This is a genomic window from Corynebacterium sp. KPL3927, from assembly GCF_040225835.1.
Classification (GTDB): Bacteria; Actinomycetota; Actinomycetes; order Mycobacteriales; family Mycobacteriaceae; genus Corynebacterium.
Map to the genome: position 1 here is coordinate 1 of NZ_JBEHGD010000010.1, position 25,513 is coordinate 25,513.

The following is a 25,513-nucleotide window of genomic DNA, read 5'->3' on the forward strand; positions in this document are numbered from 1 at the left end:
GTTAACTGACGGTGACCGCCCCACTATTTCCGGGGCTCACCATCAGCAAGCGTTACACCACACTAAAGGACGCAACCGATGCCTACTTCGGTCCCACCTCCTTTACCCGCCGCCAGCGCACGTGCCGGGCGACGAAGCACTGCTTAACTACGCTCAAGTTGATTGAAAAATACGTCTCCCGCACCAAGACGAAGCGGGATGCGTGGGCGTTGCGGGCAGAGTTGTGTGGGACTTCGGGGGACATCGACAAGCTAGCGCGCACCCGTCTCAAGGAGATGTATCCTCCCCGTCAGCCCCAGCGCGGGGTGCGCATGACCCGGCGCAAGGGTGGGCCCTCCACGCTGTCGATTACCGGTGATTCCGATTTCATCGCCGACCTGCATTCCACCATTGGGGAGGATTCCCCGCTCGAGGCCATCGATCGCATTTTCTTTCGCGGTGGTGCCACGCGCCCGGTGGCTAGCACCAATATCGTTATCCACCTCGATGAGCTGGATAAGATCTTAAATGGTGGCGGCGAAGAGGTCACGCTGCAGATGACCAATGGTGCCGAAATTTCCGGGGCCAAGTTGGTGGAGAAAAAGCTTGCCGAGGTCGGCCTTATCACCCTCATCCATCCTTTTGAGGGCCCAGTCAACCTCTATAGGACCTCCCGGTTCGCTTCCGAAAAGCAGCGGCTGATGGCCGCCGCCGAAAACCCCTCCTGCCCGTGGGCGGAGTGCAATTATCCGGCAGATAAATGCCAGGTCCACCATCTCCAGGCGTGGAAGCACGGCGGCGAGACGAATATGGACAACCTGACCATTGCTTGCCCCTATCACAACGGCGTCAACGACGACGACCCGCACGCCCCACCGGTGCGCGGCCGCCTGCATCGCCATCGCGGTCGCATCGAGTGGCTACCACCCTGGGCCTCGCCACCCAGCTAGGTGCCGCCTTTACTTGATGCGATTGAGCCGGGCCCGAACAGTTCTGGGGTTCCTAAGTAAGTGGCGCCTTTCCTGCCGTTGCTCTTCTTATTGCCGCCGATAGCAACCGCTGGTTTAGCGGTTGCCGGTTTGGCGTGCCATAAGCCTTCTACCCCAAGGCCCGTGCGCCGGGGGAACAGTGTGCTTTGAAACCCGTGCGCCGTAAGGCTCGTGCGCGGTGGGAAGGGTGTGCCATGAGACAGGGCACCCTGGGATCCGGGCGCCGTGGGATCTAGGTGCCCTGGGAACTTTGTGCCGGGAAAACGGTGCACCGGGAAACCCTGTGCCGACGGTGCGTTGTGGTGTGCCTCCATCGCTGGGTGCTAAGTCACGACCTTGGCGCGGTGGTAAAAGTTCGCGAGCGACCAGTGGTTAGCTGGGTAGGAGGTTTTAGGCTTCAAGGAGGCTGCGGCCGAAATAATCGGATTCATCGGCGATGCCGGGAAGCGCGAAGAAGTAGCCGCCGCCGTAGGGGCGGATATAGTCAGCCAGCGGTTCGCCTTCGAGGCGTTTTTGCACCGTGATGAACTGTCTTTCCAAGTCCTGCTGGAAGGAAATAAACACCAGTCCCACGTCTAGGGTGCCGTTATCGCGCACGCCGTTGTCGTAGTTATAAGCGCGGCGCAGCATAAGTTGGTCAGCGGTTTCTGGGGTGCGAGGATTAGCCAGGCGGATGTGGGCATCGGTGGGAATGACATCGCCGGTAGCATCGTCGAGGTAATCCGGTTCGGCGTGCTCGTCGCCGCCCGATAGCGGGCCGCCCGTTGCGCGGTCGCGGCCGAAGATTTGCTCCTGCTCGGCAATGGAAATGCGATCCCAAAACTCGGTGTACATGGCAATAAGCCGCACCGCCATATAGCTACCGCCCGCGGCCCAGGCAGGCTCATCCGAACCGGCCCACACGAGCGAATCGTAGTCATCGGGGCCAGGATTGACGATGCCATCCTTAAACCCCAAATGATTGCGCTGCGTGCCCGATGGCCGCGGAGAATTCATATAACCATTTTGCCGCCAGCGCACCGCCACATCGCCGCGGGTATGGCGCAATATATCGCGCAGCGCGTGGAGGACGGTATCGCGTTCATCGGCGCAAATCTGCAAGGCTAAGTCACCGTGGCACATTTCTTCTTGCAGGGTGTCATCGGCAAACGATTCCATCGCGCTCAAATGTGCGGGCTTGTGGGCGGCAAGGCCGAAGCGGTCATCGAAAAGCGAATCGCCCACCGCGAGGGTGATGGATAAGTGATCGGCCGGCAGCTCTGGGCCCAACTCGCCCGAATCCATCGCCGGATAGGCAATGCCATCGGGCGCGGGCGTGCCACCTGCGGTTAAGATGCGCGCCCTTTCACTTAGCGTGCGCAGGAGCTTGTCCAAACGGGTTTTTGTTTTAACCTGCACGTCCAGCGCCACTATTTCCGAGTATTTCTGTGGGGGATTGATAATGCCTTGCTGGTGTTCGCCGTGAAAATCCAGCGCGCCCGGGCGATCCAGTGAGTCGGTGGATTCCAGCGGAAGCGAGGGGGACTCAGCTCCTGCTCCCGGGGCTGCGCCGACGGCCGCGGAGGCGGCGAGGCCAGACAAAAAGGAGCGGCGGGAAAAGTTAAACGGGCACGGCACTAGTTCATCCTCCGGATAACGGTCATGGTGGCAACTGGGGCGAGCAGCTCATTCGCCTTGGCGACGCCCGCCTGTAAGTGCAAGCGGTCCTCCTGCGTCCAGTCCGCAAAAGCCGCGCTAGACGCACCACCGTATTTATCCTCGAATTCCTCAGCAAGGGTGTCCAAATCCGCGAGCTGATGGTAGATGGGCGCGGTGTCTAAACCGCGATCCTCGACCAAAGAGCGCACGGGATCCAGTGTCATTCGGGTCGACGTAATGATTCCGCGCAGGGCGGTAGGCAGGGCATGGGCGCCGAAATCGCGCTCGCCGCGCAGGTCAAAGCGCTCGAATTCCTCCATCACCTCATGCGCGCGCAGCCCATAATCCGGGGCGGGGATAGCAAAATGGGCGGTATCGAGGGCGTGGGCGGTTTTGTCGGTGGCATCGGCAAGCGCGGTGGCGGGCAGGGCGGCATCGCTGGGTGGACGGTTGGACCACAGGATGCGCTCGATGCCTTCGTAGGCCTCCAAATCCGGGCCCGGCCACTCCGCGCTGGAATCGTCGAAGGAGCGGTAATACTCCAGGTAGTCCAGGTAGGCGGCTTGGGCGGCGGGGCGGGAGGAAGAAGTGGCATCGGCAAGCGCATGGGCGCGCTTTTGCAGCTCCGGCACGCGCTTTTTCTGGTTTTCTGCCTGCTTGATGGATACCGCGGCGACCTCGTGGTCCGTAATGGGAACCATCTTGGGAGCATCAGCCACGGTGGAGCCCGCCACCGTGAAATCATCCGACTCTACCGCGGAATCGTTGTGAAATACACAGGTCAGGTGGTAGGTTCCGTCCTCCAGCTGGGGGTTCCACTCGCGGATGGCGGGGGTACCGATGCGCTCGAGGACCTGGTAGGCATTGCCCTTGTCATCTGAAACATAGACCGTGAGGGCAAGCCCGGTGGTGTTATTGATCTTCCATTTCGCCTCGCCCTGCACGTCCTCAGGCGCCGGGCAGGAATACACATCGCGCACGGCGAGCTCGCGCGGGGGTTGCTCGCTGCCCTGCCCGCTGAGCATCGCCTGGGCACCCGTTTGCGAGATGGAAAGCCCAACTGCGAGCGCGAATGCGGTGGCGAAACGGGAAATCTTCATAAATTAGAAAGGCAGGTTCTTCAAATCCAGGCCGGGGTGACCACTCATGACCCAGCCGATGATGCCAGCGGCTATGCCCAATGCGGCGAGGATGCCGATGATGCCCACCTTGGTGGAACTGGATGCGGCGTGGTTGGTATCCGGCTGCTGGGCCTTATCCAGCGTGGTCACGGCGGGAACGCCCTGCTCGGTGACCTTGGTGTCATTCATGCCATCGACAACCGGCTTCAGATTGGTGCCAGCGCGTGAGGTGTCATCCACGCGCTCTACGGAGTCATAATCCTCTGCGACAGTGCCATCGGTTTCATTGAGGAAGAGCTTCGGAGCCTTATCTGCAGCCCCAAAGTCGAACATGCCGGTGAGCGCACCTGCGCGGTCATCGAAGGCATCCCCGCCCAAGCGGCCAAGGCCCCAGTTGTCCTGGATGAACTTGGTCACCGAGGTCTGCTCGGTATAGGTGGAATCGATGTGGTTGGTCTTGGCATAAGGCGACACAACCAAGAGCGGCTGGCGGGTGCCGGGGCCACACTGGCCGTTCTTATCGCCCTTGATGCCTACCTTTGCAGCAGCGGCGGTGCAAATTTCCTTGTCCTGGTGCGGGTCGGTGGAGCCGTTGAGGATTTCCGGCGCCTTGTGGTCGTACCAACCATCGGAATCGTCGTAGGCGATGACGACTGCGGTGGAATCCCACTCCGGGGAGTTTTGCAGCTCATTGATGTAGTGGGTGATAAACGCCTGCTCATCCAGCGGGTTGGAGTAGCCGGCGTGGCCATCTTGGTAGTTAGCGGCCTTGAGGAAGGACACGGAGGGCAGGTTGCCCTGCTCGATGGCGGTATCGAAGTCCGCGAGATCGTACTGGTGGTTTGCCTGGTCGGTCTTGCCAATCATGTCATCGCTGGACGGGGCCAAGTGGTGCGGGTTGGCGGTAGACGCATAGTACTGGAACGGCTCGTGGTGCGGGTTGTAGTCGGTCTGATTCTGGCCGGTCAGCGTGGTGTGCGAAGAACCGCAGCGGGCGCGGGAGTCCTTGGTTGCCTTATCGGTGGGGCGGAATCCGCCCTGGAACCAACCCCAGGTCACGTCCTTATCGTTGAGCTGGTCACCAATGTTCTTGGAGTGCATCGCGGTGACTTGGTTGGTACCGGCGGAGGACTTATTGGAGCAGTCATCGAAAAGCGGGTCTGGGTCGCCCACCACGGTGGCGTTAGACCCGTCCTCGGATACGCCGGCCAGGGCGTGGTTCTTGCCATCTTCGATTTTCTGCTGGTCGCCCGTGGCTGGGTCGTGCATGGTGGCATCGGCGACGGTGCCGGAAATCAGGTTCAGCGCGCCCGGGGTGGAGGGACCGAAGATGGTGGAGAAGCTGTTGTCATTCAGCGCGAAGTTCTGCGCGTAGTTCCACATACCGGTCACGGTATTGCCGTCGTAGTATCCCATGGTCATGCCCGGGGTGGCGTAGGCACCCTCATTGCTCTTATCGATGTCCGTGGACACCGTCTCCGGGAACTTGTCCATCTTGCCGCCGTTGTAGGCTTCCTGCTCATCGGCGTAGTGGTGGTTCTGGTCCGTGGTCACGGAGTGTTCAGGCGAGATGCGAAAAGGATTGATGGAATTCGGATTGTCCTTCAGCTTGCCGCTGTTTTCGAGATTATCCGCTTTAGGGGTGTTGGCCTTGGCGGTGAACTTAGGGGCAGGTTTCTCGCTTCCCTGCAGCTTTTCGGTCTCGTCATTGAGCGCATTCGGATAGGTACCGAAGTAGTGGTCGAAGGAAATGTTTTCGGAGTAAATGACCACGACGTGATCGATAGGGGTCTTGGTTTCGGCCTGTGCGATACCGGGGGCCAAGAAAGTTGTGGCAGCGGCTGCGGCGCACACTGCCACAGCGCGAGAGCGAAGCTTCATCTTATTTTCCGCCTTAAGTTAAACGAGTGAAACAAAGAGGGAGAAAGTGGCTGTGGCTCGCCGAAGAGTCATCGGTCGCTTTCGAATCGAAATTAAACGCCGCGAAACCATAAACCGCAAACACTCAAAATGGGCATTCCCAGTCTCAGGAATGCCCTATAGGTGCAGTTCAACCTCGCTTTTAGGCGGCCGACGCCGCGGAGATTGTTAACTGAAAATTAAGGTACTATTACGCTGCGCTTTCCAGTGCCTAGTCGTCCGCGTCCGTCGACAGCGCCGCCACGAAGGCCTCCTGCGGTACCGACACAGAGCCCAAGGTCTTCATGCGCTTTTTACCCGCTTTCTGCTTTTCCAGCAGCTTGCGCTTACGCGAGATATCGCCGCCGTAGCACTTGGCCAGCACGTCCTTGCGCATAGCGCGGATGTTTTCGCGGGCGATGACCTTGGTACCAATGGCCGCCTGGACGGGGACCTCGAATTGCTGGCGCGGGATGAGCTCCTTGAGCTTCTTGGTCATCTTATTGCCGTACCACTGGGCCGAATCGCGGTGGATGATGGCGGAGAAGGCATCGACCGGGTCGCCGTTAAGGAGGATATCCACCTTTACGAGGTCGGACTGCTGCTCACCGGCCTCCTCATAGTTGAGCGAAGCATAGCCCTTGGTACGGGATTTCAACATGTCGAAGAAGTCAAAGATGATTTCGCCCAAAGGCATGGTGTAGCGCAGCTCCACGCGGTCTTCGGACAGATAATCCATCCCACCCATCTGGCCGCGCTTGGATTGGCATAGCTCCATCGTCGGGCCGACGAACTGCTCGGGCACGATGACGGTCATGGAGACAATGGGCTCGTAGACCTCGTTGAGCTTGCCCTCCGGCCAATCTGAAGGGTTGTGAACCCAGCTTTCCTCGCCGTCTTCTGCCACCACGCGGTAGGTCACGGACGGAGCGGTAGAAATCAGGTCGAGTCCGAACTCGCGCTCCAGGCGGTCGCGGGTGATCTCCATGTGCAGCAGGCCCAAGAAACCGCAGCGGAAGCCGAAGCCGAGGGCGACGGAGGTCTCGGGCTCGAAGGTCAAGGAGGCATCGTTAAGCTGCAGCTTTTCCAACGCATCGCGCAGGTCGGGGAAATCGGCTTGGGAGATGGGGAAAAGCCCGGAATAAACCATCGGGTCAGGGTCCTTGTACCCCTGCAGCGGGGTCTCGGCGCCGCCGTGGGACCAGGTGACGGTATCACCCACCTTGGTCTCGCGCACGTCCTTCACGCCGGTAATGAGGTAACCCACCTCGCCGGGACCCAGGCCCTCGCACTTTTGCATCGTGGGAGAGACGATGCCGATTTCCAGCAGCTCGTGGTTGGCATTGGTGGACATCATCGTCACCTTCTGACGCGGGGTGAGCTTGCCGTCCACCATGCGGATATAGGTCACCACGCCGCGGTAGGTGTCATAGACGGAGTCAAAAATCATCGCGCGTGCGGGCGCATCGGGCTCGTACTCCGAGGACGGCGGCGGCACCAATTCGCAGACCTTATCGAGCAGCTCAACCACGCCTTCGCCGGTCTTGCCCGATACCTTCAGCACCTCCTCGGGCTCGCAGCCGATGATATTGGCGATTTCCAGCGCATACTTATCCGGGTCCGCCGCGGGCAGGTCGATTTTATTGAGCACCGGGATGATTTCCAGGTCATTTTCCATCGCCAGGTACAGGTTGGCGAGGGTTTGGGCTTCGATGCCCTGGGCGGCATCGACAAGCAGGATGGCTCCCTCACACGCCTCGAGCGCGCGGGAGACCTCGTAGGTAAAGTCCACGTGGCCGGGCGTATCGATCATCTGCATGACGATCTGCTCGCCTGCCGATGCCCCCGATTGCGGCACCCACGGCAGGCGCACGTTCTGCGCCTTAATAGTAATGCCGCGTTCGCGCTCGATATCCATATTATCGAGGAACTGGTCACGCATATCGCGCTCCGCAACCACCTTAGATAGTTGCAGGATGCGGTCTGCCAGCGTCGACTTTCCGTGGTCGATGTGAGCAATAATGCAGAAGTTACGGATCCGGGCGGGATCCGTAAACGTCGTGGCCGCAAAGTTTTCAGACATACGTCTACAATAGTCGACATGAATTCCGGCATGCTCACCCGTCTGCGCGAGGCGCTCGGAATCAGCGAGCGCGAGCCCGTGGACTCCGGCCTCAACCGCATCAACTCCCAGTTAGGGCTGGATAGGTCCACCCACAGCCACGAACCGCGCAAGGCCGCCTCCATCCAGGTCGAGGCCACCGCGGCGCACCCCCGTTCCATCTTCTTCTCCCCCGATATGGATGGCCAGGCCGATTCCGGCGAGGTGGTGTGGGTGTGGACGCCTTCAGAGGGCAAGCAAGCCCCTCCCCGCGAGCGCGCCATCTTGGTGGTCGGGCGCACCCGCACCACGGTGACGGGCCTGCTCATTTCCGCCAACCCGGAGCATGCGCTTGACGATGCCTGGCTTGAAATCGGCTGCGGCGAGTGGGACGCCTCTGGGCGCAACTGTTGGGTGCGCTTGGACCGTTTATTGGAGGTCTCCGAGGAACAGGTGCGCCGCCAGGGTATCCTTTTTCCAGAACGCAGGTTCGAACGGATTGCCAACCGCTTGCGCTCGCGCTACCACTGGGCGTAGTTCGGCGGTGTGGCAGCCGCGGACTTGGCTGACGCGGGGTTGTGCTGCTATTATTTGCAAGTTACTTACTTTCCGGGCGCGTTGGTCGGGGCGGGCAGGACCTTGGGTTCGCTCTTCGAATACCAACGCCGAGCGCTTCTCCACGCTTAGTGGGGATCGCGGGACACGTCCGGCGGGTTTGTTTCTGAATCAATCACCTTCGATTATCAAGAGGTATTTTCATGGCTAATATCAAGTCCAAGCAGAAGCGCGTTCTGACCAACGAGAAGTCTCGTCAGCGCAACAAGAGCGTGCGTTCCGCGGTTCGCACCGAGATCCGCAAGTTCCACGCAGCCGTAGAGACTGGTGACAAGGCTGCAGCTGAAAAGCAGCTGCGCGTTGCTTCTCGTGCGCTGGATAAGTCCGTTTCCAAAGGCGTCTTCCACCGCAACGCTGCTGCCAACAAGAAGTCCGGTTTGGCCACCGCCTTCAACAAGATGGACTAGTAACTAGCCTTCTTGTCTCCCCCGAACAAAGCACCGCTTCATGCAGCGACTTGTTCGGGGGATTTTTATTGCGCCGGTTTTGTTGCGGCAGATGGACCTAGGCTAGTTCATCGGCAAAGTAGGCCTCGAAGATCTTGCCTGCATCTGCATAGGCCACCGACAATGATGTGCGGCCATGGGATTCCACAAAAGTCTGGATAGCGGTTTGAAACTGCGTGTGGATGATATTGACCGCCGGGATGAGCCGAGGATCCGAGGCCTTCCATCCTTCACGCGCCTGCAATGCCCGGCGGATGTGCATCATGACGCGCTCGTTTCGGCGCCAATACATGGACAGTAATTTCCCATCCTGGGAGAGCGCTTGGGCGGTCAATTGGGAAATCTCCGGGAAATATTCGTTGCCCACTGCATGCTCAAATTCCGCGTTCGCCATGATTGCAGAATCCTCCCGCAGGCTACCGCTGGGCAGGCCAGCGGCGAAGTTTTGCAATTGCTGGTCGAACTTTTCCGAAACTTCCGGGCCGAGTACCGCTGACTCCTTATCTTTGACGTAGTTAAAAAGGGTACGCCGCGATATCCCCACGTGGTGCGCAAGCTCTTCCATGGTGAACCCGTCATACCCGTGGTCAATGACGAGCCGCAGTGCTGCGACGCGGATCTCTGAAATGCGCGGCATACTCTCTCCCCTCTTCCTCACGATATTCAACCCGTGGAAACCCAACTATTCAACCCCATAAATATGGTATTTTTCTTCACCTTATAGTCTTTCTGCCCACCACGAAAAACCGACCCTGGTAGGCTTGCCTAACCGTCTTAAATCGCCGAAGTTACAGCATGTCAACGCGACGTTCCCAGCCCACGCCGGCAAAGCAGGCGCCTACTCAAACGCTAAGACAGCTACTGAAGCAGACGCTTGATCGCCGGGACATTTTACGCTGTAGCAACCAGTTTATGGGCTTATACGTTCGAAAGGGTGATGGTGTTCGTGTCGCCGGGGGCGGCTAAGATAAGTGACCAATGAACAACGTCAAACCTCTGGTGAAATGGGCCGGCGGGAAACGCCAGCTCTTGCCGCATATTCACGCCGCCCTGCCCGCTGGGGCCCCGCGGCGTTATTATGAACCCTTCATCGGCGGTGGCGCGGTTTTATTTTCGCTCACCCCGTCCTCAGCGCGGGTCAATGACCTCAACTCGGAGCTGATTAATTTATATGAGGTAGTGCGCGAAGGCGTCGACGAGCTCATCAACCTGGTATCGACGTATCCGAACGACGCGGACTTTTTCTACCAGCTGCGCGCGGTAGACCGCGATGCAGAACGGTTCGCGGCGCTATCTGCTACAGAGCGCGCCGCGCGGACGCTGTATCTGAATAAGACCTGCTATAACGGCCTGTACCGGGTAAATTCCGCGGGGCAATTCAATGCGCCTTTTGGCCGTTATAAGAACCCCACAATTTGTGATGCAGAAACGCTGCGCGGGGTCCACCAGTATTTTCGGGACAATGACGTTACCTTCACGCAGGGTGATTTCGCTGCGGCGGTGGCAGGTGCCAGTGAAGGAGACTTTGTCTATTTCGATCCGCCTTATGACCCGGTCAACGTCACCAGTTCCTTTACCGGTTATCAAAAGGGCGGTTTTGACCGCGCGGAACAAGAGCGCTTGAAGGCGGTGTGCGATGACCTCGATGCCCGCGGGGTGAAGTTCCTCCTCTCTAATTCCGCCACGGAGTTCATCCGCGACCTCTACGCGGATTTTTCCATCGACACCGTTGCGGCTACCCGCGCCATCAACTCCGTGGGTTCGCGCCGCGGCAAGGTAGATGAAGTGCTCGTGCGCAACTACGAGGTGGGCGATGAGTAAAGTACCGGGCGCACAAGAGCAGCGGGAACTTCGCGCGCTTTTTGATGTCCCAGAAGGCGAAAAGCTTGGCCTCGATGATTGGGGATGGCTGCGCATCATGGCCTCGGGGTGTGGCGAGGAGCTAGAAGAAAACGGATACTTCTACCTAACGGCCAAAGAGCTAAAGGAGCTTTCCGGCCGGGAACCGCGGCTGATGGCCAAGCACGATTTTTCTACCTCTCGACCGTGGATTTTCAAGGAACTGGGCCTGGGGATTCTTCCGGTTAGCCGCAGCGAATACTTCGTCGGGCCGTTGGACCTGTACGAACGGTTCCCGGACCCCACCCACGCCGGGCCAGGTTCTGTGCGCACGTTGGACATGCCAGCGGGCCTTGACACCCTCGATATCGAAAGCGTGAACTCGGAATCGATGGCGTTGAATGTGGCATCGGCAAGCGGCATGCTTGAGCACTTTTTGAGATGCGAACCATTGCAGGCCACCGTCGCCGGGCGCATGTCGTCGCTGGAAATGACGATTCCGGTGCCGGATCTGGGGCTGGAAGTCAAGGTCGAGCGCGCGCAGATGGAAATCGACGGCGGCTTCGAATCGCTCGAGCATTTGGTGCTGGTGGAGGCGAAAAACCACATCTCCGAAGACTTCAATATCCGGCAATTGTATTTTCCGTACCGGCGCTTCCAGCAGCGGCTAACTAAAGCCGTGGTGCCCGTGTTTTTGGTCTACTCGAATGGGATTTTCCACCTGTATCGGTACGATTTCAGCGATCCCGCGGATTTTCGCAGCATCGCGCTGGTAGACCACGCCCGCTACGCCCTGAGCGCTTCGCACCTCAGCGTGGATGATGCGCTGGGCATTATTGGCTCCGTCGATGCTGAGCCGGAGCCGGCAGGGATTCCCTTCCCACAGGCCAATAGCTTCGAGCGCGTGGTCAACCTGGTGGAGCTCATTGCGCAGCAGCCGATGAGCAAGGAGGACATCGCCGAGCAGTACGATTTCCATCTGCGCCAGGCGGACTATTACGCCAATGCGGCCTGCTACCTCGGGCTGCTGGCGCTTGCCGATGGCCACTATCAGCTCACCCCTCGCGGCGAAAAGGCCGTCGCACAGCCGCGGCGCGATGGGCGCAATGCTGCCCTGCTGCGCGCGTTGGCGGCGCGGCGGGTTTTCCGGCAGGCACTGGAGATAAGCCTGGGGCGCGGGAAGGTGGCCGAGACTCACGAGATCGCGGCGTCGATAGAAGGACTCGGCCTGGGCGCTGGCACGGCGAGGCGGCGGGCCTCGACGGTGGCGCGGTGGATCCAGTGGGCGCTGGATGTGGTGGCAGAGGGCGAATCTGAAACCCTGCCCGGGCTTTAAGCCACGAGCTGCTGCACGCCGGCGACGACGAGCGCGAGGCCGGCGATGATGAAGAACAAGCCCGATCCGATATCGATCCACGGGCCCGCGGCGATGAGCTTTCGGCGCACCGCATTCGTGGAAATCACCGTGGCCACCACGAGGAAGAAGGCGAAGGCCGATAGCGCTAGGGCCAGGGTCAGCGCGATGGCCAGCCACAACGGTGGGGATGCCGGCAGCTGCGGGGCGATCATGGCGGCGAGGAAGAGCACGATCTTCGGGTTCGACAGGTTCGTTGCCAGCCCCATCTTGAAGGAGTGGCGCAGCCGTCCCAACTTGGCCTCGGCGTCCTCCAAATCAACGGGCGGGTTGGTGCGCTGTTCGAGGCCGCTGCGCAGCGCCCGCCATCCCATGAAGACGAGGAAGCTGCCGCCGATGGCCTGGACGGCGCCCAAAATCCCGGGAAAGGCGGTCAGGAGGGCGGCCGCGCCAAAGACTGTGGCACCGCACCAGAACAACACGCCGATTTGAATGCCCGCGGCCGCGGCGATGGCATGGCGGCGCGACTTGGTGGCATAGCGGGTGACCAGGATGATATCCGGGCCTGGCGAGGCCACGCCCACCAGGTTCATCAGGAGAATGGTAAAAAAGGAAGTCCAGCTCACTGCGCGGACTCGCCTTCCAAGCGGCCGAGGAGGTCCTCGCGGCCAAACATGCGGGCCGAATCAATGGCGGTTGGCTGACCGGCGGTAGCGGAAGCGCCGGCGTTGAGGAGGGCATCGATAACCGCGTCTTCTTTTTTGAATATCGCCCCTGCCAGGGGCGATTGGCCGCGATCATTGGGCAAGTTCACGTCGGCCCCGGCACCTGCCAGCGCTGTGACGAGATCAGCGTGGCCGTGATAGGCGGCAAGCATGAGAAAAGACTGGCCTTCTTGGTTGGCCAGATTGATATTGACGCCTTGGTCAATGTAGCTCAGGAGATCCAGGTTTCCCTCCCGCGCCATGTCAAAGAGCCGACCAGCGAATTCTTGCACTTGTTCCTCAGACATGGTCTCTAGCTTAACGTGCCAATTCTGCGATTCGTTTTACGGCCGCCTCAACGGCGAATTCGGGCTCACCACCTTGGCCTTTAACGGCGGCGTCCAGTTCGGAAACGAGGATGACGGCGGCGGTGATGTCATCGGCGGTCCAGCGCCTAGCCACCGACTGGGTCATTTTCACCACATACGGGGCAAGCCCGGTTTGCCTGGCAAGTGCGTAATGGTCCCCGCGGGTGGAATACAGGCGCGCGACGGCGCCAACCTTATTGGCCAAGGCCGCGGCGATGGCCACGGGGCTAGCACCGAGCTGAAGGGCACGACGGCAGGTGGAGACGGCGGCCTCGACGCGGCCGGCGACGGCGGCATCGGCAATGTCCCAGTTAGCTACCTCGGCCACGCCAACGTAGTAATTGCGCACCGCTTCCTGCGTGACGTTGCCGCCCGTATCGGCTACGAGCTGGGAGATGGCGGAGGCAAGCTCGCGGAGGTCGGAACCGACGCCGTCGAGTACAGCGTGCACGACATCCGGGGTGGGGCGCACGCCGTGGGAGGCGAACTCGCGGGTGGCCCACTGGCCCAGCTCATTGGGGTAAAGCGAAAAGACCTCGTGCACCTCTGCAATCTTGCGCAGCTTCGCCACCAGCTCGGGCGCCTTCTTCTTTTTCTTCAGCGTCTTCGCGGCCACGGAATAGACCACCACCATGGTCATGCCCGGCGCGGGATTGGCGCAGGCGCGCAGGATGATATCGACTACTTCTTTCCCGGCGCGTTCGCAATCCGTGATGACGATGACGCGGTTATCGCCAAACAGCGACGGGCTGGTGGCCTCTAAGATTTCGCCCTCGGATACCTCGGAGGCCTTGAGCGTCATCAATTCGGGGCGGGTGGCCTCGCCTTCGGCCGCGGCCTTGTGGATGGTGTGGCGGGCGCGTTCGGTGAGGAATTCATCGTCGCCGAGAATGAGGTGTACAGGAGGCATGCCCATCATTTTAGCGCTAGGCGGCAAGCACACCCAGACAAGCGATAACCCCCACCAAGGTCAGCCATGGCCGGTGATAGAGCAGCCCGGCGATGACCCATCCGTATCCCAGGAGCGTAAAGAGCGGGTGGGCGGTGATGGTGACCACGGGCAGGCTGGCCACGCCGTGGGCGATGGTATTGATCCACCACGACGCGGGTTCGATGAGTTTCAATAGCCCCGCGGCGACGATGCTCAAGGGGCCTAGCTGCGCGGCGATGGCCGCAAGCAGCCCCACCACGGTAATGGGTGCGGTGACGGGCGCTACTAAGACATTGGCGAGAACCGAGACAACGGATACCTCGCCGGACATTAGCGCGATAAGCGGCAGGGTGAGGACATCGGCGGCAATCGCCACCGCGATAGCGCGCAGGAAGATGGCGGGCCAGCCGGTGACCGCGAGCTGGGAATAGATGAGCGGGCTCAGCATGACGATGCCGAAAGTCGCCGCGCACGATAGCGCGAAGCCAAAGTGCACCGCGAGGTCCGAATCCACAAAAAGGAGGGTGAGGATGCCGAGGCTGAGCGCGTGGATGGGTTCCATGGTGGAAGAGTGCAGCACCGCGAGCAGACCTACTACCCCGGCGACGGCCGCGCGCTGTACCGATGGTTCAAGGCCCACCAAGACGACATAGGTGGCTAGCGCGGCCAAGGACACCGCCACCCTAGTGCGCGGTCCGGGCGCACACGCGGCGCAGACGATGGCGGCAAAGGAACAGACGATGGCCACATTGGCACCAGACACTGCGCTAAGGTGCGATAGCCCGGTATCGATGTAGAGATCGCGCTCGGCGGGGCTTTGCAGGGAGGTATCGCCAAGCACCATGCCTGGGATAAGCCCCTGGCTGCTCGGGCCTACCGCCTCTAGTACGACCACGCGGAAGTTATCGGCCACCCGTGCGGCCCAGCCGGCCAGGCCCGAAGGGGGCGCGTCGATACGCAGGTGGGAGGCGTTGGCTATCACGGTTCCCACTCCGGGTTGGTCGGACTCGGAAAGCTGTACCGCGGCCGTGACCTGCGTTCCGGCTGGGGCGCTGAGCGGTTCGGGGCTAAAGACCGGAAGCTGCGCGGGATAGCCCGGGACATCGAGCCGGATGAGCCAGCCACCAGTGCTCGTTTGGGTCGGCGCGGTGACCACGCGGCCGGTGATCTCGCGGCCGAAGTCGAAGGCGGCCGCACGCGCCTGCCGCACCGCGGCAACGAAGGCGGCGGCGCTGGCGAGCACGCTGCAAAAAATGGCTTGGCCCCAGTGCCGGGCGAGCAGGCATATCGCTACGACGCTGCCGATGCACATAACGGCCCATCCTTGCCCGAAAACCAGGACCGCTATGACCGCCGCCCACGCGGTCAAGGCGCCAGGCAGCAGGCGGAGTTCTTTCATCGCGGCGTGGCCCCTTAAGCCTACAGCTGCACGTTGTCTTTGAGCTTGGCAAACTTGGCCGGGCCAATCCCGCTGACCTCGAGGAGTTCTTCGACGTCCTGAAATCCCCCGCGCTCCTCGCGGAAGGAGACGATGGCTTCCGCGGTCACCTCCCCTACCCCGCTGAGATCCGTGAGTTCGGCGGCCGTGGCGGAATTCAGGCTGACCTTATCGCCGCCGGCGGGTGCTGCGCTGGGGGCATCGGCAAGCGGGGCACCTTGGGGCAGGACGTGGAGCTGCTGGCCATCGGCAAGCCGCTGCGCTTGGTTGAGCGTCATGGTCTCCGCCTCCGGCAAGGGTGCGGCCGCGGCGAGGGCATCGGCGACGCGGGCACCGGGCTCGAGGGTCTTCAGGCCAGGCGCTGCAACCTCGCCGACGACGGATACGACGATCTCGCTGGGCTCGGCGGTAGTGCTTTCCATCGCCGCGGGTTCGGGCATGCCGGACTCATCCGAGTTGCGGGAGCTAAGGCCCAGCCAGATAATGACGCCCACCACCACGAGGATGGCTACCGCGCAGGCCTGCCAGCGGCTGATGCGCACGCGCGGGCGCGGGTAATCGACGTGGAGGAGTTCTTCCTCGCCGGTGGGTTGGGTAAATTCGCGGAGTCGTTCGCTAATTTTGGGTGCCGCCATGGCTCACAGGCTAGAAAGCGGCGCTGGGCGCTGCGAGGCTATGGAGGAAGGCGCTGTGGATAAGTCGTTGATGGGGCCAACTAGGCGGACTGTGCGGGGTGGTTATCCACAATCGGGGGCGCACAGGCCGTCCTGCTTCGCCCGTGCGTGCGAGGGTCTAGGAGCTAAATACGGCTGAGACCCCAATGGCGGAGGGGCCGGCGTGCACGGCGAGCACCTCGGTTAGGGGCGTGGTGATAAAGGACGTGCCTTCTGGCAGGGCATCGCGCAAGAGGCCCTGCAGCTTGTCTGCCGCTTCGCCGGCCTGGTTGTGCTGAATGGCGATGAAGGCGGGCTCTCCGGCGGCGCGGGCGGCGATGATCTCTACCACCTTGGTAAAGGCCTTGGTCTGCGTGCGGGTTTTTCCCACCAGCTCCAGCTTGCCGTCCACGATGGACATAATCGGCTTGGTGGCTAAAAGCGCGGTGGACAACATGGCGGTGGCCGCGGACATGCGGCCCGAGCGGCGCATATCCTCCGTGGAATGCAGGTACACCCAGGTAGCCGCGCGCTCAATGCTATCTAGCGCCGCCGCGTGGCATTCTTCCAGCGCCGCGCCCTGTGTCGCCTTAGTGGCAGCCGCCATCGCCGCCGCGCCCATGACCATGCCGGCCGAGCCGGAATCGATAACGCGCACCGTATCGGGGAAAACCCCAGCCGCGGCCACCGCCGCCGACCAGGTGGATGAAAGCTCCTTGGACAGGTGGATGGCGATAACGCCATCATCCTGCGCCTTTTCCATCTCCCGGCCGTAGGCCGCGGCCAATTCGAGTGAAGACAGGCCCGAGGTGGTGCGCAGTTTTCCGCCCTTGTCCTCGCTATCCATCACGTGCAGGTCAATGACGGTGATATCGAGTTCTTCAGCGATCTCTGGGGGCAGGCTGGCCGCGGAGTCAGTAATGACGCGAACGGTCACTAGGTATCTGCCCCTCCATCACCGGTGACCTCGCCACCCATATTCCAGCCGTCGAAGTACCACTGCGCGCTCGCCACCGTCTCCGGCGTGAATTCCAGGGAGGTCACGGGGGTTTCTGGATTGAAATCCGGGCGGGCGGTCAGCTGCGACCAGTGGGTGTTTTTCAGACCGGATAAAATGCCGTACTGGCCGTGATCCAAGCCCAACAGGTGGCAGGTGAGCGCGGAAATTGCGCCCCCGTGGGCGACGATGAGCACGGCGCCGTCATCCCAGCCGGAAAATTCCTGCATGAGCTCGTCGATGACCGGGCGGGCGCGCCGCGCCACGTCCACGCGGGACTCGCCTTTTGGCGGGGCCCAGGTCGGATCGTGGCGCCAGATGGCGCGGGCGCCGGGAAATTCGGCATCCACTTCGGCAGAGCTCTTGCCCTGCCACTGCCCCAGGTTGGTCTCGCGCAGGCGAGGGTCCGTAGAAAAGTCCAAGCCGAGCGATTCTGCCACCACCCGCGCGGTTTCCCGCGCGCGCTGCAAATCGGAGGCGACGATTTTTACCACGCCCTGATCCCGGAGCAGGCGCGCGGCGGCGCGGGCCTGTTCATAGCCGACATCGGAAAGCTCAGTATCCAAGTGGCCCTGCATGCGCCCGGAGGCATTGTAGGTGGTTTGTCCGTGGCGGATCAGAATCAGGCGGCGGCTCATGGTGGGGTTAAAGCTCCTCGTCCTCGCCAGGGGCCTTTTGCGCCAATGGCAGCTCATCAATGGAATCCACGGTGCGCGGATTAACGCCATTGGTCCAATCGCCGGGGCGTTCGGGCGGCTCAATGCCCTCGATCTCCACCAAGGGGCAATCGTGGTAGAGGCGGTCGAGCCCGTAGTGCTCGCGCTGGTCCGTGCGCTGCACGTGGATGACGATATTGCCATAATCCAGAAGCACCCAGCGGTTTTCGCGGTTGCCCTCGCGGCGCTGCGGCTCGAAGCCCTGGGCCGTCATCTGGTCCTCCACCTCATCCACGATAGAGCCGACCTGGCGCTCATTATCGGCAGAAGCCAGCACAAAGACCTCGGTGATGGCGAGGACATCGGAGACATCAATTGCTGCGATATTGCTTGCTAGCTTATCCTGTGCGGCGTGCGCCGCGGTTGCCGCCATGCGGCGGGCGAGATCAGAAATAGACAATGTATAAAAATTCCCTTTTCGCGTCTGGTGAGGAAGTCTCTTTTAGCTGTCTATTCTTGCACGTTCGGTGCGATTGTGCCCAAACTTGAACTATAAAGGTTTATCCGGCTGCGCCGAGTACAGGTTATTTTTGGTGATGTATTGCACCACCCCATCCGGAACTAGGTACCACACCGGCCTGTTTTGAGCGGCGCGCTCGCGGCAGTCTGTGGAAGAAATAGCCATGGCAGGGATATCGATGAGGTTGATATCTTCCCGCGAGCCGGCCGGCAGCATGTCCGTGCTCAGCTCGTAGCCCGGGCGCGTGACGCCCACGAAGTGCGCCATGTCCAGCATCTCTTCCCAGTTATGCCAGCTCATGATGGATTGCAGGGAATCCGCACCGGTAATGAAGTAAAACTCGGCACCCGGAAAAAGCTCACGCAGATCGCGCAGGGTATCGATGGTATAGGTAGGGCCCTTGCGGTCGATGTCCACGCGGGAGACGGTAAAGCGGGGGTTGGAGGCCGTGGCAACCATCGTCATCAAATACCGATGCTCCGCGGCGGTGACCTCGCGGGAGGATTTCTGCCACGGCTGACCGGTGGGCACAAAGACTACGGTATCGAGGGCAAAGCGGTGCGCCGCCTCGCTGGCGGCGACCAGGTGGCCATTGTGGATTGGATCAAAGGTGCCGCCCATGATCCCAATGCGCTGGGAATTGGTCATGGCTGGAGAGTATAGCCGCTACCCTGCTGGGGAGTTAAGCCAGCCAGCCACGGTATCGGCCACGCGGGCATTGTCCTGTTCCACTGCCGCATCGCCCTCGCTATCGCGGAAATACGAAGCGTGGTGGGCGGCCTTAGTGGCCAAGGCGTCTTTGGCATTGCGCAGGTTGAGGTCGCAGACAAAGTCGCCGGCGAGGCAGTAATCGATGCGGCGATCGGCCGGCAGTGCGGCGCTGTGGGGCACGAGGATCCGCGGAATCGGCCCGGCCATGCCGCCGGGGCGCCGCAGGGGATTGCCCAGGTAGATCGCCCCGGCGAGCTTGTCCTGGGACGCGAGGTAGCGCTCCGCGCTGGTGGCGATAATGGCTCCTTGCGAATACCCAGCGGTGATATAGCGCGGGCTGCAGCCCGTTTCCTCTTCGTACCTCTCCACCACTCCTGGCGCGTTGTTCATGCCGCTGCGCAGGCTCCGCACAAAGCCGACGGTGACCTGAAAGACCAGATCGTGCAAGGGGTGTTCCAGCAACACCCCACCGAGGCGACGCATCAGCTGCAGCGGGCGCAGGTTTTCGCCCTCTTGGGCCAGCGGTGGCAGGTTCATCGAGGCGGGATAAGCATCCGCATTCAGCGCCAGCACGTAGGCATTATCTATGGTGCCGGGGTGGCGTTGTTCTACCAAGTGGAAGAGCGCGGCAAGGTTAGGGCCTTCATAACCATTGGATTCCGCGCCCTGTTCCGAATAGCGCTGCGGGCCAAAGTACTCCCCGTGTTCCTCGTTTTGGTCCGAGCCGCGCGCGCGGCAAGGAAGACGTAGTCGGGGCAGGTCTCGGTCTCCGGATGGGGCTCCCCCGCTGCCGCGACAGGTATAAGCACAGGCATGCCAAGCGCCGCCGTGGCGGCAATAGCTACACAACCAGCGGCGGCGCGAGAGCGAGGAAAAAGACGCACGTTCTTATGGGCGTACGTGACCGGTGCCCTGGAGAACCCACTTGGAAGAGGTCAGCTCCGGCAGGGCCATTGGGCCACGGGCGTGCAGCTTCTGGGTGGAAATACCGATTTCTGCACCCATGCCGTAGACCTCGCCATCGGTAAAGGCAGTGGAGGCGTTCAGCATGACGGCCGCAGCATCGACCTCGTTGCCGAACTTAACCAAGACGTCCGCATCCTGGGCCGCGATACCCTCGGTGTGGCCGGTGGTAAATTCCGCGATGTGCGCGATGGCACCGTCGACGCCGTCAACCACCTTGGCACAGATGTCCATGGACAGCGACTCTTCGCGCCAGTCCTCCTCGGTAGCCTGGACGACGTCCGTGGCACCGAAGCCCTCGAGCTCGTCTACGTCACCGTGGACGGTGACGTCTGCGTCCTGGAGGGCGCGGACGATGCGCAGCTTGGTGGCATCATCAAGCGCGGCATCGATAAGCACGCACTCCGTAGAGTTGCAGACCGAGGTGCGGCGGGTCTTGCCGTTGATGACCATGTCGATGGCCTTGTCCATGTCTGCCGAGGCATCGATGTAGAAGTGGCAATTGCCGGTACCGGTCTCGATGGCCGGGACGGTAGCGCCGGTAACCACGGCCTCGATGAGCTTGGCGCCGCCGCGAGGGATGACTAGGTCCACTAGGCCACGGGCGGTAATCAAGTCCTGGACGGAATCGTGGGTCTCGCACGGCAGGAGCTGGACTACCTCGCGCGGCAGATCGAACTCTGCGAGGGTGTCCTGCAGGAGCTCTACTAGCTTGGTATTGGAGTTGCGCGCGGACTTAGAACCGCGCAGCAGCGGCACATTGCCGGACTTCAGCGCCAGGCCAAAGGCATCGACGGTGACATTAGGGCGTGCCTCGTACACCATGCCCATCACGCCGAGCGGGACGCGCACCTGCTTCATCTGGATGCCGTTATCCATGGTGCGGCCCTGCAGGATCTCGCCTACTGGATCTTGCAGGCCAGCGACCTGACGCAGGCCATCGGCAATGCCTTCGACGCGGGCAGCGTCCAAGGTCAGGCGGTCAATCAGGGAATCGGACATGCCGCGCTCGCGGCCTGCCTCAATATCCTGCTGGTTGGCAGCAAGGATGTCATCGGTGTGGGCAATAAGATTTTCGGCTGCGCGCTGCAAGATTTCATTCTTGCGCGGCGTGGACAGCTGCGCCACGACGGGCGCAACGTCCTTAGCAGCACGGGCTTTGGACAGAACTTCTTCGCGTTCAGTGTTGCTCATGTCATACCAGAGTAACGTACCTGCCCAAGTTTTTCAGCCACCCGCCTTTTACCTCACACTTTTCCTAAATTGGGCGGGCTGCTCAGTGAAAACTCCCCCTCTCCCCGTGCCTGAAAGTGCAGTAAAGATCACAAGTTTAAATCTTATAGTTCAATACCTTGAAAAATCTACTTGGGTATGTTTATTCTTTGCTTGATAGGTTTCACTGCAAAAAGGAGCATTCATGAAAAAGAACGTGGCCAAGCTGGGCCTGATGCTGACCCTGAGCGGGGTTGCCCTCGCCGCCTGCAGCACGAACGACGGCGGCAATGGTTCCGACGCGGACTCCGGTTCGGGCGACGATCAGACCATCAAGGCAGTTGCCACCACCACGCAGATCTGCGATTACCTCACCCAGATTGCCCAGGGCGGCATGACGCTGCACAAGGTGGATTCCAGCGGCAAGGAGACCACCGAGGGCGATGGTGATACCACCCTCGATCTCACCTGCCTGTTGGCACCGAATGCCAGCGCGCACGAGCACGAGATGACCCCGCAGCAGATGAGTGCCATGGCAGATGCGGACTTCCTCTTCAAAAACGGCGTCGACCTCGAGCACTTTCTCGATAACGCCGTAGAGTCCTCCGGTTTTGATGGCGAGACCATCGTCACCGCCGGCGATGACAACTCCAAGCACAAGGTAGACCTGCGCGAGTGGCCCTTCCCCGGCGAGGACGGCGAGGAACCAGAATTCACCCATGACCCGCACGTCTGGACCTCCCCCAAGAACGCCAAGATCCAGGTAGAAAACATCGTGGATGCCTTGGCCGATAAGGAGCCATCAGTGGAGGAGGTCGGTGAAAAGTACACCAAGCAGCTCGACGAGCTGGATAAGTGGGTCACCGAGTCCCTAGAGACCGTCCCTGAGCAGGACCGCGTGCTGTTTACCTCGCACGATGCCTTTGGCTACTTCTCCAATGACTATGATGTGAAGTTCATCGGCTCTGCGCTCACGGACTTCAATAACCAGCAGGACGCCACCTCCTCGCACATCGAGGACGCCGCCAAGGAGGTCCGCGATTCCCGCGCGAAGGCCATCTTTGCGGAAAACTCCAATAACTCTAAGTCCATCGAGGCCATCGCCCGCGCCGCAGGCGTCAAGGCCATTATGGATGATGACGCCCTGTACGGCGACTCCTTGGGCGTGCCAAATAGCGACGGCGCCACCTACATCGGCTCCATCATCCACAACGTCACCACCTTGGTAGATGCCTGGGACGGTGAAGCGGCCGATCTGCCAGACAGCCTGGATAACGCATAATGAGTGCACCGCTTCTAAAGCTTTCCCATGCCTCTTGCGGCTATGGCACCACCACCATCGTGGACAATGTCTCCTTGACCATCCACGAAGGTGAGGCCATCGCGCTGCTGGGGGCTAATGGTGCCGGTAAGTCCACGCTCTTAAAGGCCATCGCTGGCCTTGCGACGCTGCGCGGCGAGCACGAGCGCACGGCGACGCTGGGATATGTTCCCCAGCACCACACCTGCGATCCCACTTTCCCCGTCACCGCTGGCCGGGTCGTGGAAATGGGCCTGCTCAATAAGGCCTCGTGGTGGGAGCGCATGGGCAGCATGCGCCGCCTGCACCCGCAGATAACGCAAGCGCTGGAACTCGTCGGCATGACGGATAAGGCGAAGACGCGCTGGGACAAGCTATCGGGCGGGCAGCGCCAACGCATATTCATCGCCCGCGCGCTCGCCTCGCACCCTGACCTCGTGCTCATGGACGAGCCTTTCAATGGCCTTGATCAGGATAGCAGGCAGGTGCTTTTAGGGATCATCGCCAAGCTTAAGGAAAGCGGGGTTGCCCTGCTCATTTCCACCCACGATCCCATTTTGGCGCAGCGCGCCTGCGATGCCGGAATGCTCATCGTGGACGGCCACAGCGAGGTCCTTGATACCGAGGATGCCGTCGAGCGCTACCTGGAGGCCACGTCGGTATTTCAGGGGGAGATGTGACGCTTCTGCTTACTGCTCCTTATATGCAGCGCGCGGCCCTCTTTTTGCTGTGCGTGGCCTTGACCGGCGCGATAGTCAGCGTGGTGGTCAACCTGCGCCGCATGGAATTTAGCGTCGAGGCGCTGGTCCACTCGGTATTCCCGGGCATCGTCATTGGCCTGGCCGTGGCGGGGTTTCCCGGCATCTTGCCCGGTGCCGCCGCTGCTGCAGGCATCGCGGTGCTTATTTTGGCGCGCCTTAATTCCGGCGGCGATGGCCACGATCATGAGTCCGGCACCGCGGTGGTGCTGACCTTGATGTATGGCATCGGCGTGGTCATCAGCCTCGCCGTGGGGGATCGCTCCGGCCAGCTGGAGGCCCTTATGTTTGGCCGCCTGCTCGATATCACCACTGACCGCATGATCCCCTCGATCATCTTGTGTGCGGTTGCCGCCCTGCTCATCCTGGCCACCTGGCGCTCGCAAGTCGCCGTAGCCTTTGACCGCGAATCAGCGCACGCCACCGGCATCCGCGTGGGGCTAGTCGATGTCATCGCCAACGTAGCGGTGGGCCTTATCGTCGTCGCCGCAAGCTCCGCCATCGGCGTGTTGCTCGTCTTGGGTTTCGTCGTGGTACCAGGCCTGGTCGGGCGCGTCTTAGCCAGTACCCCGGTGCAGATGCTCCTGTGGGCGCTGGTCGGCGCGGTGCTAGCCGTATGCGTAGGCCTGTGGCTCATGCTTTCGGTAACCTCCCACCAGATTTCCCCGCAGGCCATCGTCGCGCTGTCGCTTTCCCTGACCGTTCCGCTCGCACTTTTAGGCAGGCGCATATGGGTGTCTTAACATTGCCATTCTTCGAAGCCATCGCGGTGGGTTGCCTCTCCGGGCTGGTGGGCACGCTCATGGTGCTAGGCAACCGCGTCTTTTTTGCCGAAAGCCTCTCCCACGGCACCTTTCCCGGCGCGGTCATCGGCGTCGTCGTGGCCAATGCGGTGGGCGCCAACTTAAGCGATGGGCTCATGCTCGGCTCCGTGGCGGTCTGCATTCCGCTGGCGATTTTCATGCATTACCTGGGTAAGGTGCATGGCGTATCCTCTACCGCTGCGGCGGGCACCACGCTCACCCTGGGCTTTGCGCTGGGCATTTTGCTACTGCGCTGGTTTCAGCCGCTGCCGCTGCACGTCGATAGCTTCCTGGTGGGCTCGCTCACCACGGTCAACCACCGCGATGTCGCCGTCGCGGCTGGCCTTGTCATTATCTGTTTGCTGGCGGTATTGGCCTGCCGGCGCCGCCTCTTCCAGGCCTATTTCGACCCCAGCACGTCCCCGCATAGCGGGCTTTACGATGCCCTGACGCTCGGCCTTATCTGCTTGACGATGGCCGCCGTCATCCCCGCCGTCGGCACCATCTTGTCCATTGCCCTACTCGTGGCCCCGGCCGCGGGCCTGCGCCCGTGGGTATCGCGCCCAGAGGCGCTGCTTATCGGGGCGGGCATCATTGGTATCACCATCGCGGTCGCCGGGCTTTTTATCGCCGCGCACTTAAGCCTTTCGGCCGGCGGCACCACCGCCATTGTGGCCGGCGTCTTTTACCTCGCCAGCATGACGGCCTATAAGGCGATTTCCTAACGTGCGGCGCGGCATGGCGTCGCACGGCGCGGCGCAGCACTGCGTTGCTGCGCCGCGCGTTAATTAGACGAGGACAGGCGGACTGTGATCTCGCGGGCGGCCACCTCCGCCAGCGACATCTCGCCGCCTTTGGTCTGCACCGTCAATAAGCCGGCCACGCTATCGCTTACGCGCAGCTCATTGCCCAGCTCCACCCCAAAGCGGTCGAGGTAGCGCAATAGGCCAGGATCCTCATCGCAGACGCGCTCCACGGTCACGGGCGCATCGAGCGGGGCGCTGGCGAGCGTGAGCGTGCCAAGATCCTCGATCCCGCCGCCAATATCGGGAATGGGATCGCCGTGCGGATCGCGGTCGGGGGATCCCAGCAGCGCATCGATGCGGCCAATAAAGCGATCGGAGCAGGCGTGCTCGAGGCGATCAGCGTCCTCGTGCACCTCGTCCCAGGAATAGTCCAGGGTCTCTACCAAGAAGGTTTCTAAAAGCCGGTGGCGGCGCACCATCTGCATCGCCAGCTCGCGGCCCGCAGGGCTCAATGAGACGCCCTGATAGCGCTCATGCTCCACCAGCCCTTGAGCGGCGAGCTTTTTAATCGCCTCTGAGGCAGTAGGCACCTTTTGATCCAGGCGCCCCGCCACATCCTTCAGCCCCACTGGGGCGCCGCCGGAATGCTCCGATAAGTCCCACAGAACTTTGAGGTAGTCCTGGCTGCGGGTAGGGAGTTCTTCTAGGTGCATGTCCACCATCTTAATAATCGTGCTTGTGTTGCCCTTGGATAAGTGTTAAATTAGCAGTA

At 61.3% G+C, this 25,513-nt stretch carries 26 protein-coding genes; 9 read left to right on the forward strand and 17 right to left on the reverse strand.

Annotation, left to right across the window (positions count from 1 at the left end):
* The first annotated feature begins 41 nt into the window (after positions 1-41).
* Positions 42-929, forward strand: coding sequence for an HNH endonuclease signature motif containing protein (locus ABRP86_RS06405; RefSeq protein ID WP_349863267.1), 888 nt, complete (start codon positions 42-44; stop codon positions 927-929).
* A gap of 429 nt (positions 930-1,358) precedes the next feature.
* On the opposite strand, the gene efeB is transcribed toward ABRP86_RS06405, so the two are convergent.
* The 4 genes from efeB to lepA form a co-directional block, all read right to left on the reverse strand.
* Positions 1,359-2,585 (reverse strand): iron uptake transporter deferrochelatase/peroxidase subunit, encoded by a 1,227-nt coding sequence (gene efeB / locus ABRP86_RS06410; protein WP_349863184.1) that lies wholly within the window; start codon positions 2,583-2,585, stop codon positions 1,359-1,361.
* A complete protein-coding gene (locus ABRP86_RS06415; RefSeq protein ID WP_349863186.1) occupies positions 2,585-3,706 on the reverse strand; it encodes an EfeM/EfeO family lipoprotein in 1,122 nt (373 codons plus the stop codon). The genes efeB and ABRP86_RS06415 overlap by 1 nt, the downstream gene beginning before the upstream one ends.
* Positions 3,707-3,709: 3 nt before the next feature.
* Positions 3,710-5,608, reverse strand: a complete 1,899-nt coding sequence (locus ABRP86_RS06420) for a phospholipase C (protein WP_349863188.1) — start codon at positions 5,606-5,608, stop codon at positions 3,710-3,712.
* A gap of 250 nt (positions 5,609-5,858) precedes the next feature.
* Positions 5,859-7,709 carry a translation elongation factor 4 gene (gene lepA, locus ABRP86_RS06425; RefSeq protein WP_349863191.1) on the reverse strand — a complete coding sequence of 617 codons (1,851 nt, stop codon included), beginning with the start codon at positions 7,707-7,709 and terminating at the stop codon, positions 5,859-5,861.
* A gap of 18 nt (positions 7,710-7,727) precedes the next feature.
* Here lepA and ABRP86_RS06430 point away from each other — a divergent pair, with 18 nt between their 5' ends.
* Together ABRP86_RS06430 and rpsT are read left to right on the forward strand one after the other, a co-directional pair.
* On the forward strand, positions 7,728-8,264 hold the full coding sequence (locus ABRP86_RS06430) for a type II toxin-antitoxin system PemK/MazF family toxin (RefSeq protein ID WP_349863193.1): 537 nt from the start codon (positions 7,728-7,730) through the stop codon (positions 8,262-8,264).
* Between the two features lie 221 nt (positions 8,265-8,485).
* Positions 8,486-8,749, forward strand: coding sequence for a 30S ribosomal protein S20 (gene rpsT, locus ABRP86_RS06435; protein WP_023023493.1), 264 nt, complete (start codon positions 8,486-8,488; stop codon positions 8,747-8,749).
* 97 nt (positions 8,750-8,846) lie between these two features.
* Here the strand turns inward: rpsT and ABRP86_RS06440 are convergent, their stop codons facing one another.
* Entirely contained in the window at positions 8,847-9,425 is a 579-nt protein-coding gene (locus tag ABRP86_RS06440) for a TetR/AcrR family transcriptional regulator (protein ID WP_349852867.1), read from the reverse strand.
* Between the two features lie 341 nt (positions 9,426-9,766).
* Here ABRP86_RS06440 and ABRP86_RS06445 point away from each other — a divergent pair, with 341 nt between their 5' ends.
* The gene (locus ABRP86_RS06445) at positions 9,767-10,609 is read left to right on the forward strand and encodes a DNA adenine methylase (protein WP_349863196.1); all 843 of its coding nucleotides are present in this window, start codon (positions 9,767-9,769) and stop codon (positions 10,607-10,609) included.
* Positions 10,602-11,963 (forward strand): type II restriction enzyme, encoded by a 1,362-nt coding sequence (locus ABRP86_RS06450; RefSeq protein ID WP_349852865.1) that lies wholly within the window; start codon positions 10,602-10,604, stop codon positions 11,961-11,963. The genes ABRP86_RS06445 and ABRP86_RS06450 overlap by 8 nt, the downstream gene beginning before the upstream one ends.
* Here the strand turns inward: ABRP86_RS06450 and ABRP86_RS06455 are convergent.
* From ABRP86_RS06455 to ABRP86_RS06505, 11 genes are all read right to left on the reverse strand, one after another.
* Positions 11,960-12,607 carry a LysE family translocator gene (locus ABRP86_RS06455; protein WP_239268680.1) on the reverse strand — a complete coding sequence of 216 codons (648 nt, stop codon included), beginning with the start codon at positions 12,605-12,607 and terminating at the stop codon, positions 11,960-11,962. The two genes, ABRP86_RS06450 and ABRP86_RS06455, sit on opposite strands and share 4 nt — an antisense overlap.
* A complete protein-coding gene (locus ABRP86_RS06460) occupies positions 12,604-12,993 on the reverse strand; it encodes an ankyrin repeat domain-containing protein (protein ID WP_349863198.1) in 390 nt (129 codons plus the stop codon). Before ABRP86_RS06460 ends, ABRP86_RS06455 begins: the two co-directional genes overlap by 4 nt.
* A 10-nt stretch (positions 12,994-13,003) precedes the next feature.
* Positions 13,004-13,972, reverse strand: a complete 969-nt coding sequence (gene holA / locus ABRP86_RS06465) for a DNA polymerase III subunit delta (RefSeq protein WP_349863202.1) — start codon at positions 13,970-13,972, stop codon at positions 13,004-13,006.
* A gap of 7 nt (positions 13,973-13,979) precedes the next feature.
* Positions 13,980-15,383: a ComEC/Rec2 family competence protein gene (locus tag ABRP86_RS06470; RefSeq protein ID WP_349863205.1), complete on the reverse strand. Its 1,404-nt coding sequence runs from the start codon at positions 15,381-15,383 to the stop codon at positions 13,980-13,982.
* A gap of 20 nt (positions 15,384-15,403) precedes the next feature.
* The gene (locus ABRP86_RS06475) at positions 15,404-16,057 is read right to left on the reverse strand and encodes a ComEA family DNA-binding protein (RefSeq protein WP_349863207.1); all 654 of its coding nucleotides are present in this window, start codon (positions 16,055-16,057) and stop codon (positions 15,404-15,406) included.
* A gap of 157 nt (positions 16,058-16,214) precedes the next feature.
* A complete protein-coding gene (locus ABRP86_RS06480) occupies positions 16,215-17,012 on the reverse strand; it encodes a DegV family protein (protein WP_349863209.1) in 798 nt (265 codons plus the stop codon).
* A complete protein-coding gene (locus ABRP86_RS06485) occupies positions 17,012-17,710 on the reverse strand; it encodes a histidine phosphatase family protein (RefSeq protein ID WP_349852859.1) in 699 nt (232 codons plus the stop codon). The genes ABRP86_RS06480 and ABRP86_RS06485 overlap by 1 nt, the downstream gene beginning before the upstream one ends.
* A 7-nt stretch (positions 17,711-17,717) precedes the next feature.
* Positions 17,718-18,161, reverse strand: coding sequence for a ribosome silencing factor (rsfS, locus tag ABRP86_RS06490; protein ID WP_005277990.1), 444 nt, complete (start codon positions 18,159-18,161; stop codon positions 17,718-17,720).
* A gap of 117 nt (positions 18,162-18,278) precedes the next feature.
* Complete coding sequence (nadD, locus tag ABRP86_RS06495) at positions 18,279-18,896, reverse strand: nicotinate-nucleotide adenylyltransferase (RefSeq protein ID WP_005284339.1); 618 nt, start codon at positions 18,894-18,896, stop codon at positions 18,279-18,281.
* An 18-nt stretch (positions 18,897-18,914) separates the two neighbouring features.
* Positions 18,915-19,808 carry a cutinase family protein gene (locus ABRP86_RS06500; RefSeq protein WP_349863213.1) on the reverse strand — a complete coding sequence of 298 codons (894 nt, stop codon included), beginning with the start codon at positions 19,806-19,808 and terminating at the stop codon, positions 18,915-18,917.
* A 39-nt stretch (positions 19,809-19,847) separates the two neighbouring features.
* Positions 19,848-21,116, reverse strand: coding sequence for a glutamate-5-semialdehyde dehydrogenase (locus ABRP86_RS06505; protein WP_023029116.1), 1,269 nt, complete (start codon positions 21,114-21,116; stop codon positions 19,848-19,850).
* A 223-nt stretch (positions 21,117-21,339) separates the two neighbouring features.
* Between ABRP86_RS06505 and ABRP86_RS06510 the strand changes: the two genes are divergently transcribed.
* The 4 genes from ABRP86_RS06510 to ABRP86_RS06525 are packed head-to-tail and all read left to right on the forward strand — an operon-like array spanning position 21,340 to position 24,720.
* Positions 21,340-22,416: a metal ABC transporter substrate-binding protein gene (locus ABRP86_RS06510; RefSeq protein ID WP_349863216.1), complete on the forward strand. Its 1,077-nt coding sequence runs from the start codon at positions 21,340-21,342 to the stop codon at positions 22,414-22,416.
* A complete protein-coding gene (locus tag ABRP86_RS06515; RefSeq protein ID WP_284771602.1) occupies positions 22,416-23,114 on the forward strand; it encodes a metal ABC transporter ATP-binding protein in 699 nt (232 codons plus the stop codon). The genes ABRP86_RS06510 and ABRP86_RS06515 overlap by 1 nt, the downstream gene beginning before the upstream one ends.
* Positions 23,111-23,935 (forward strand): metal ABC transporter permease, encoded by an 825-nt coding sequence (locus tag ABRP86_RS06520; RefSeq protein ID WP_023023529.1) that lies wholly within the window; start codon positions 23,111-23,113, stop codon positions 23,933-23,935. The genes ABRP86_RS06515 and ABRP86_RS06520 overlap by 4 nt, the downstream gene beginning before the upstream one ends.
* Positions 23,923-24,720, forward strand: coding sequence for a metal ABC transporter permease (locus ABRP86_RS06525; protein WP_349863219.1), 798 nt, complete (start codon positions 23,923-23,925; stop codon positions 24,718-24,720). The genes ABRP86_RS06520 and ABRP86_RS06525 overlap by 13 nt, the downstream gene beginning before the upstream one ends.
* Before the next feature lie 59 nt (positions 24,721-24,779).
* Here the strand turns inward: ABRP86_RS06525 and ABRP86_RS06530 are convergent, their stop codons facing one another.
* Complete coding sequence (locus ABRP86_RS06530) at positions 24,780-25,454, reverse strand: metal-dependent transcriptional regulator (protein ID WP_034659051.1); 675 nt, start codon at positions 25,452-25,454, stop codon at positions 24,780-24,782.
* Positions 25,455-25,513: the final 59 nt, after the last annotated feature.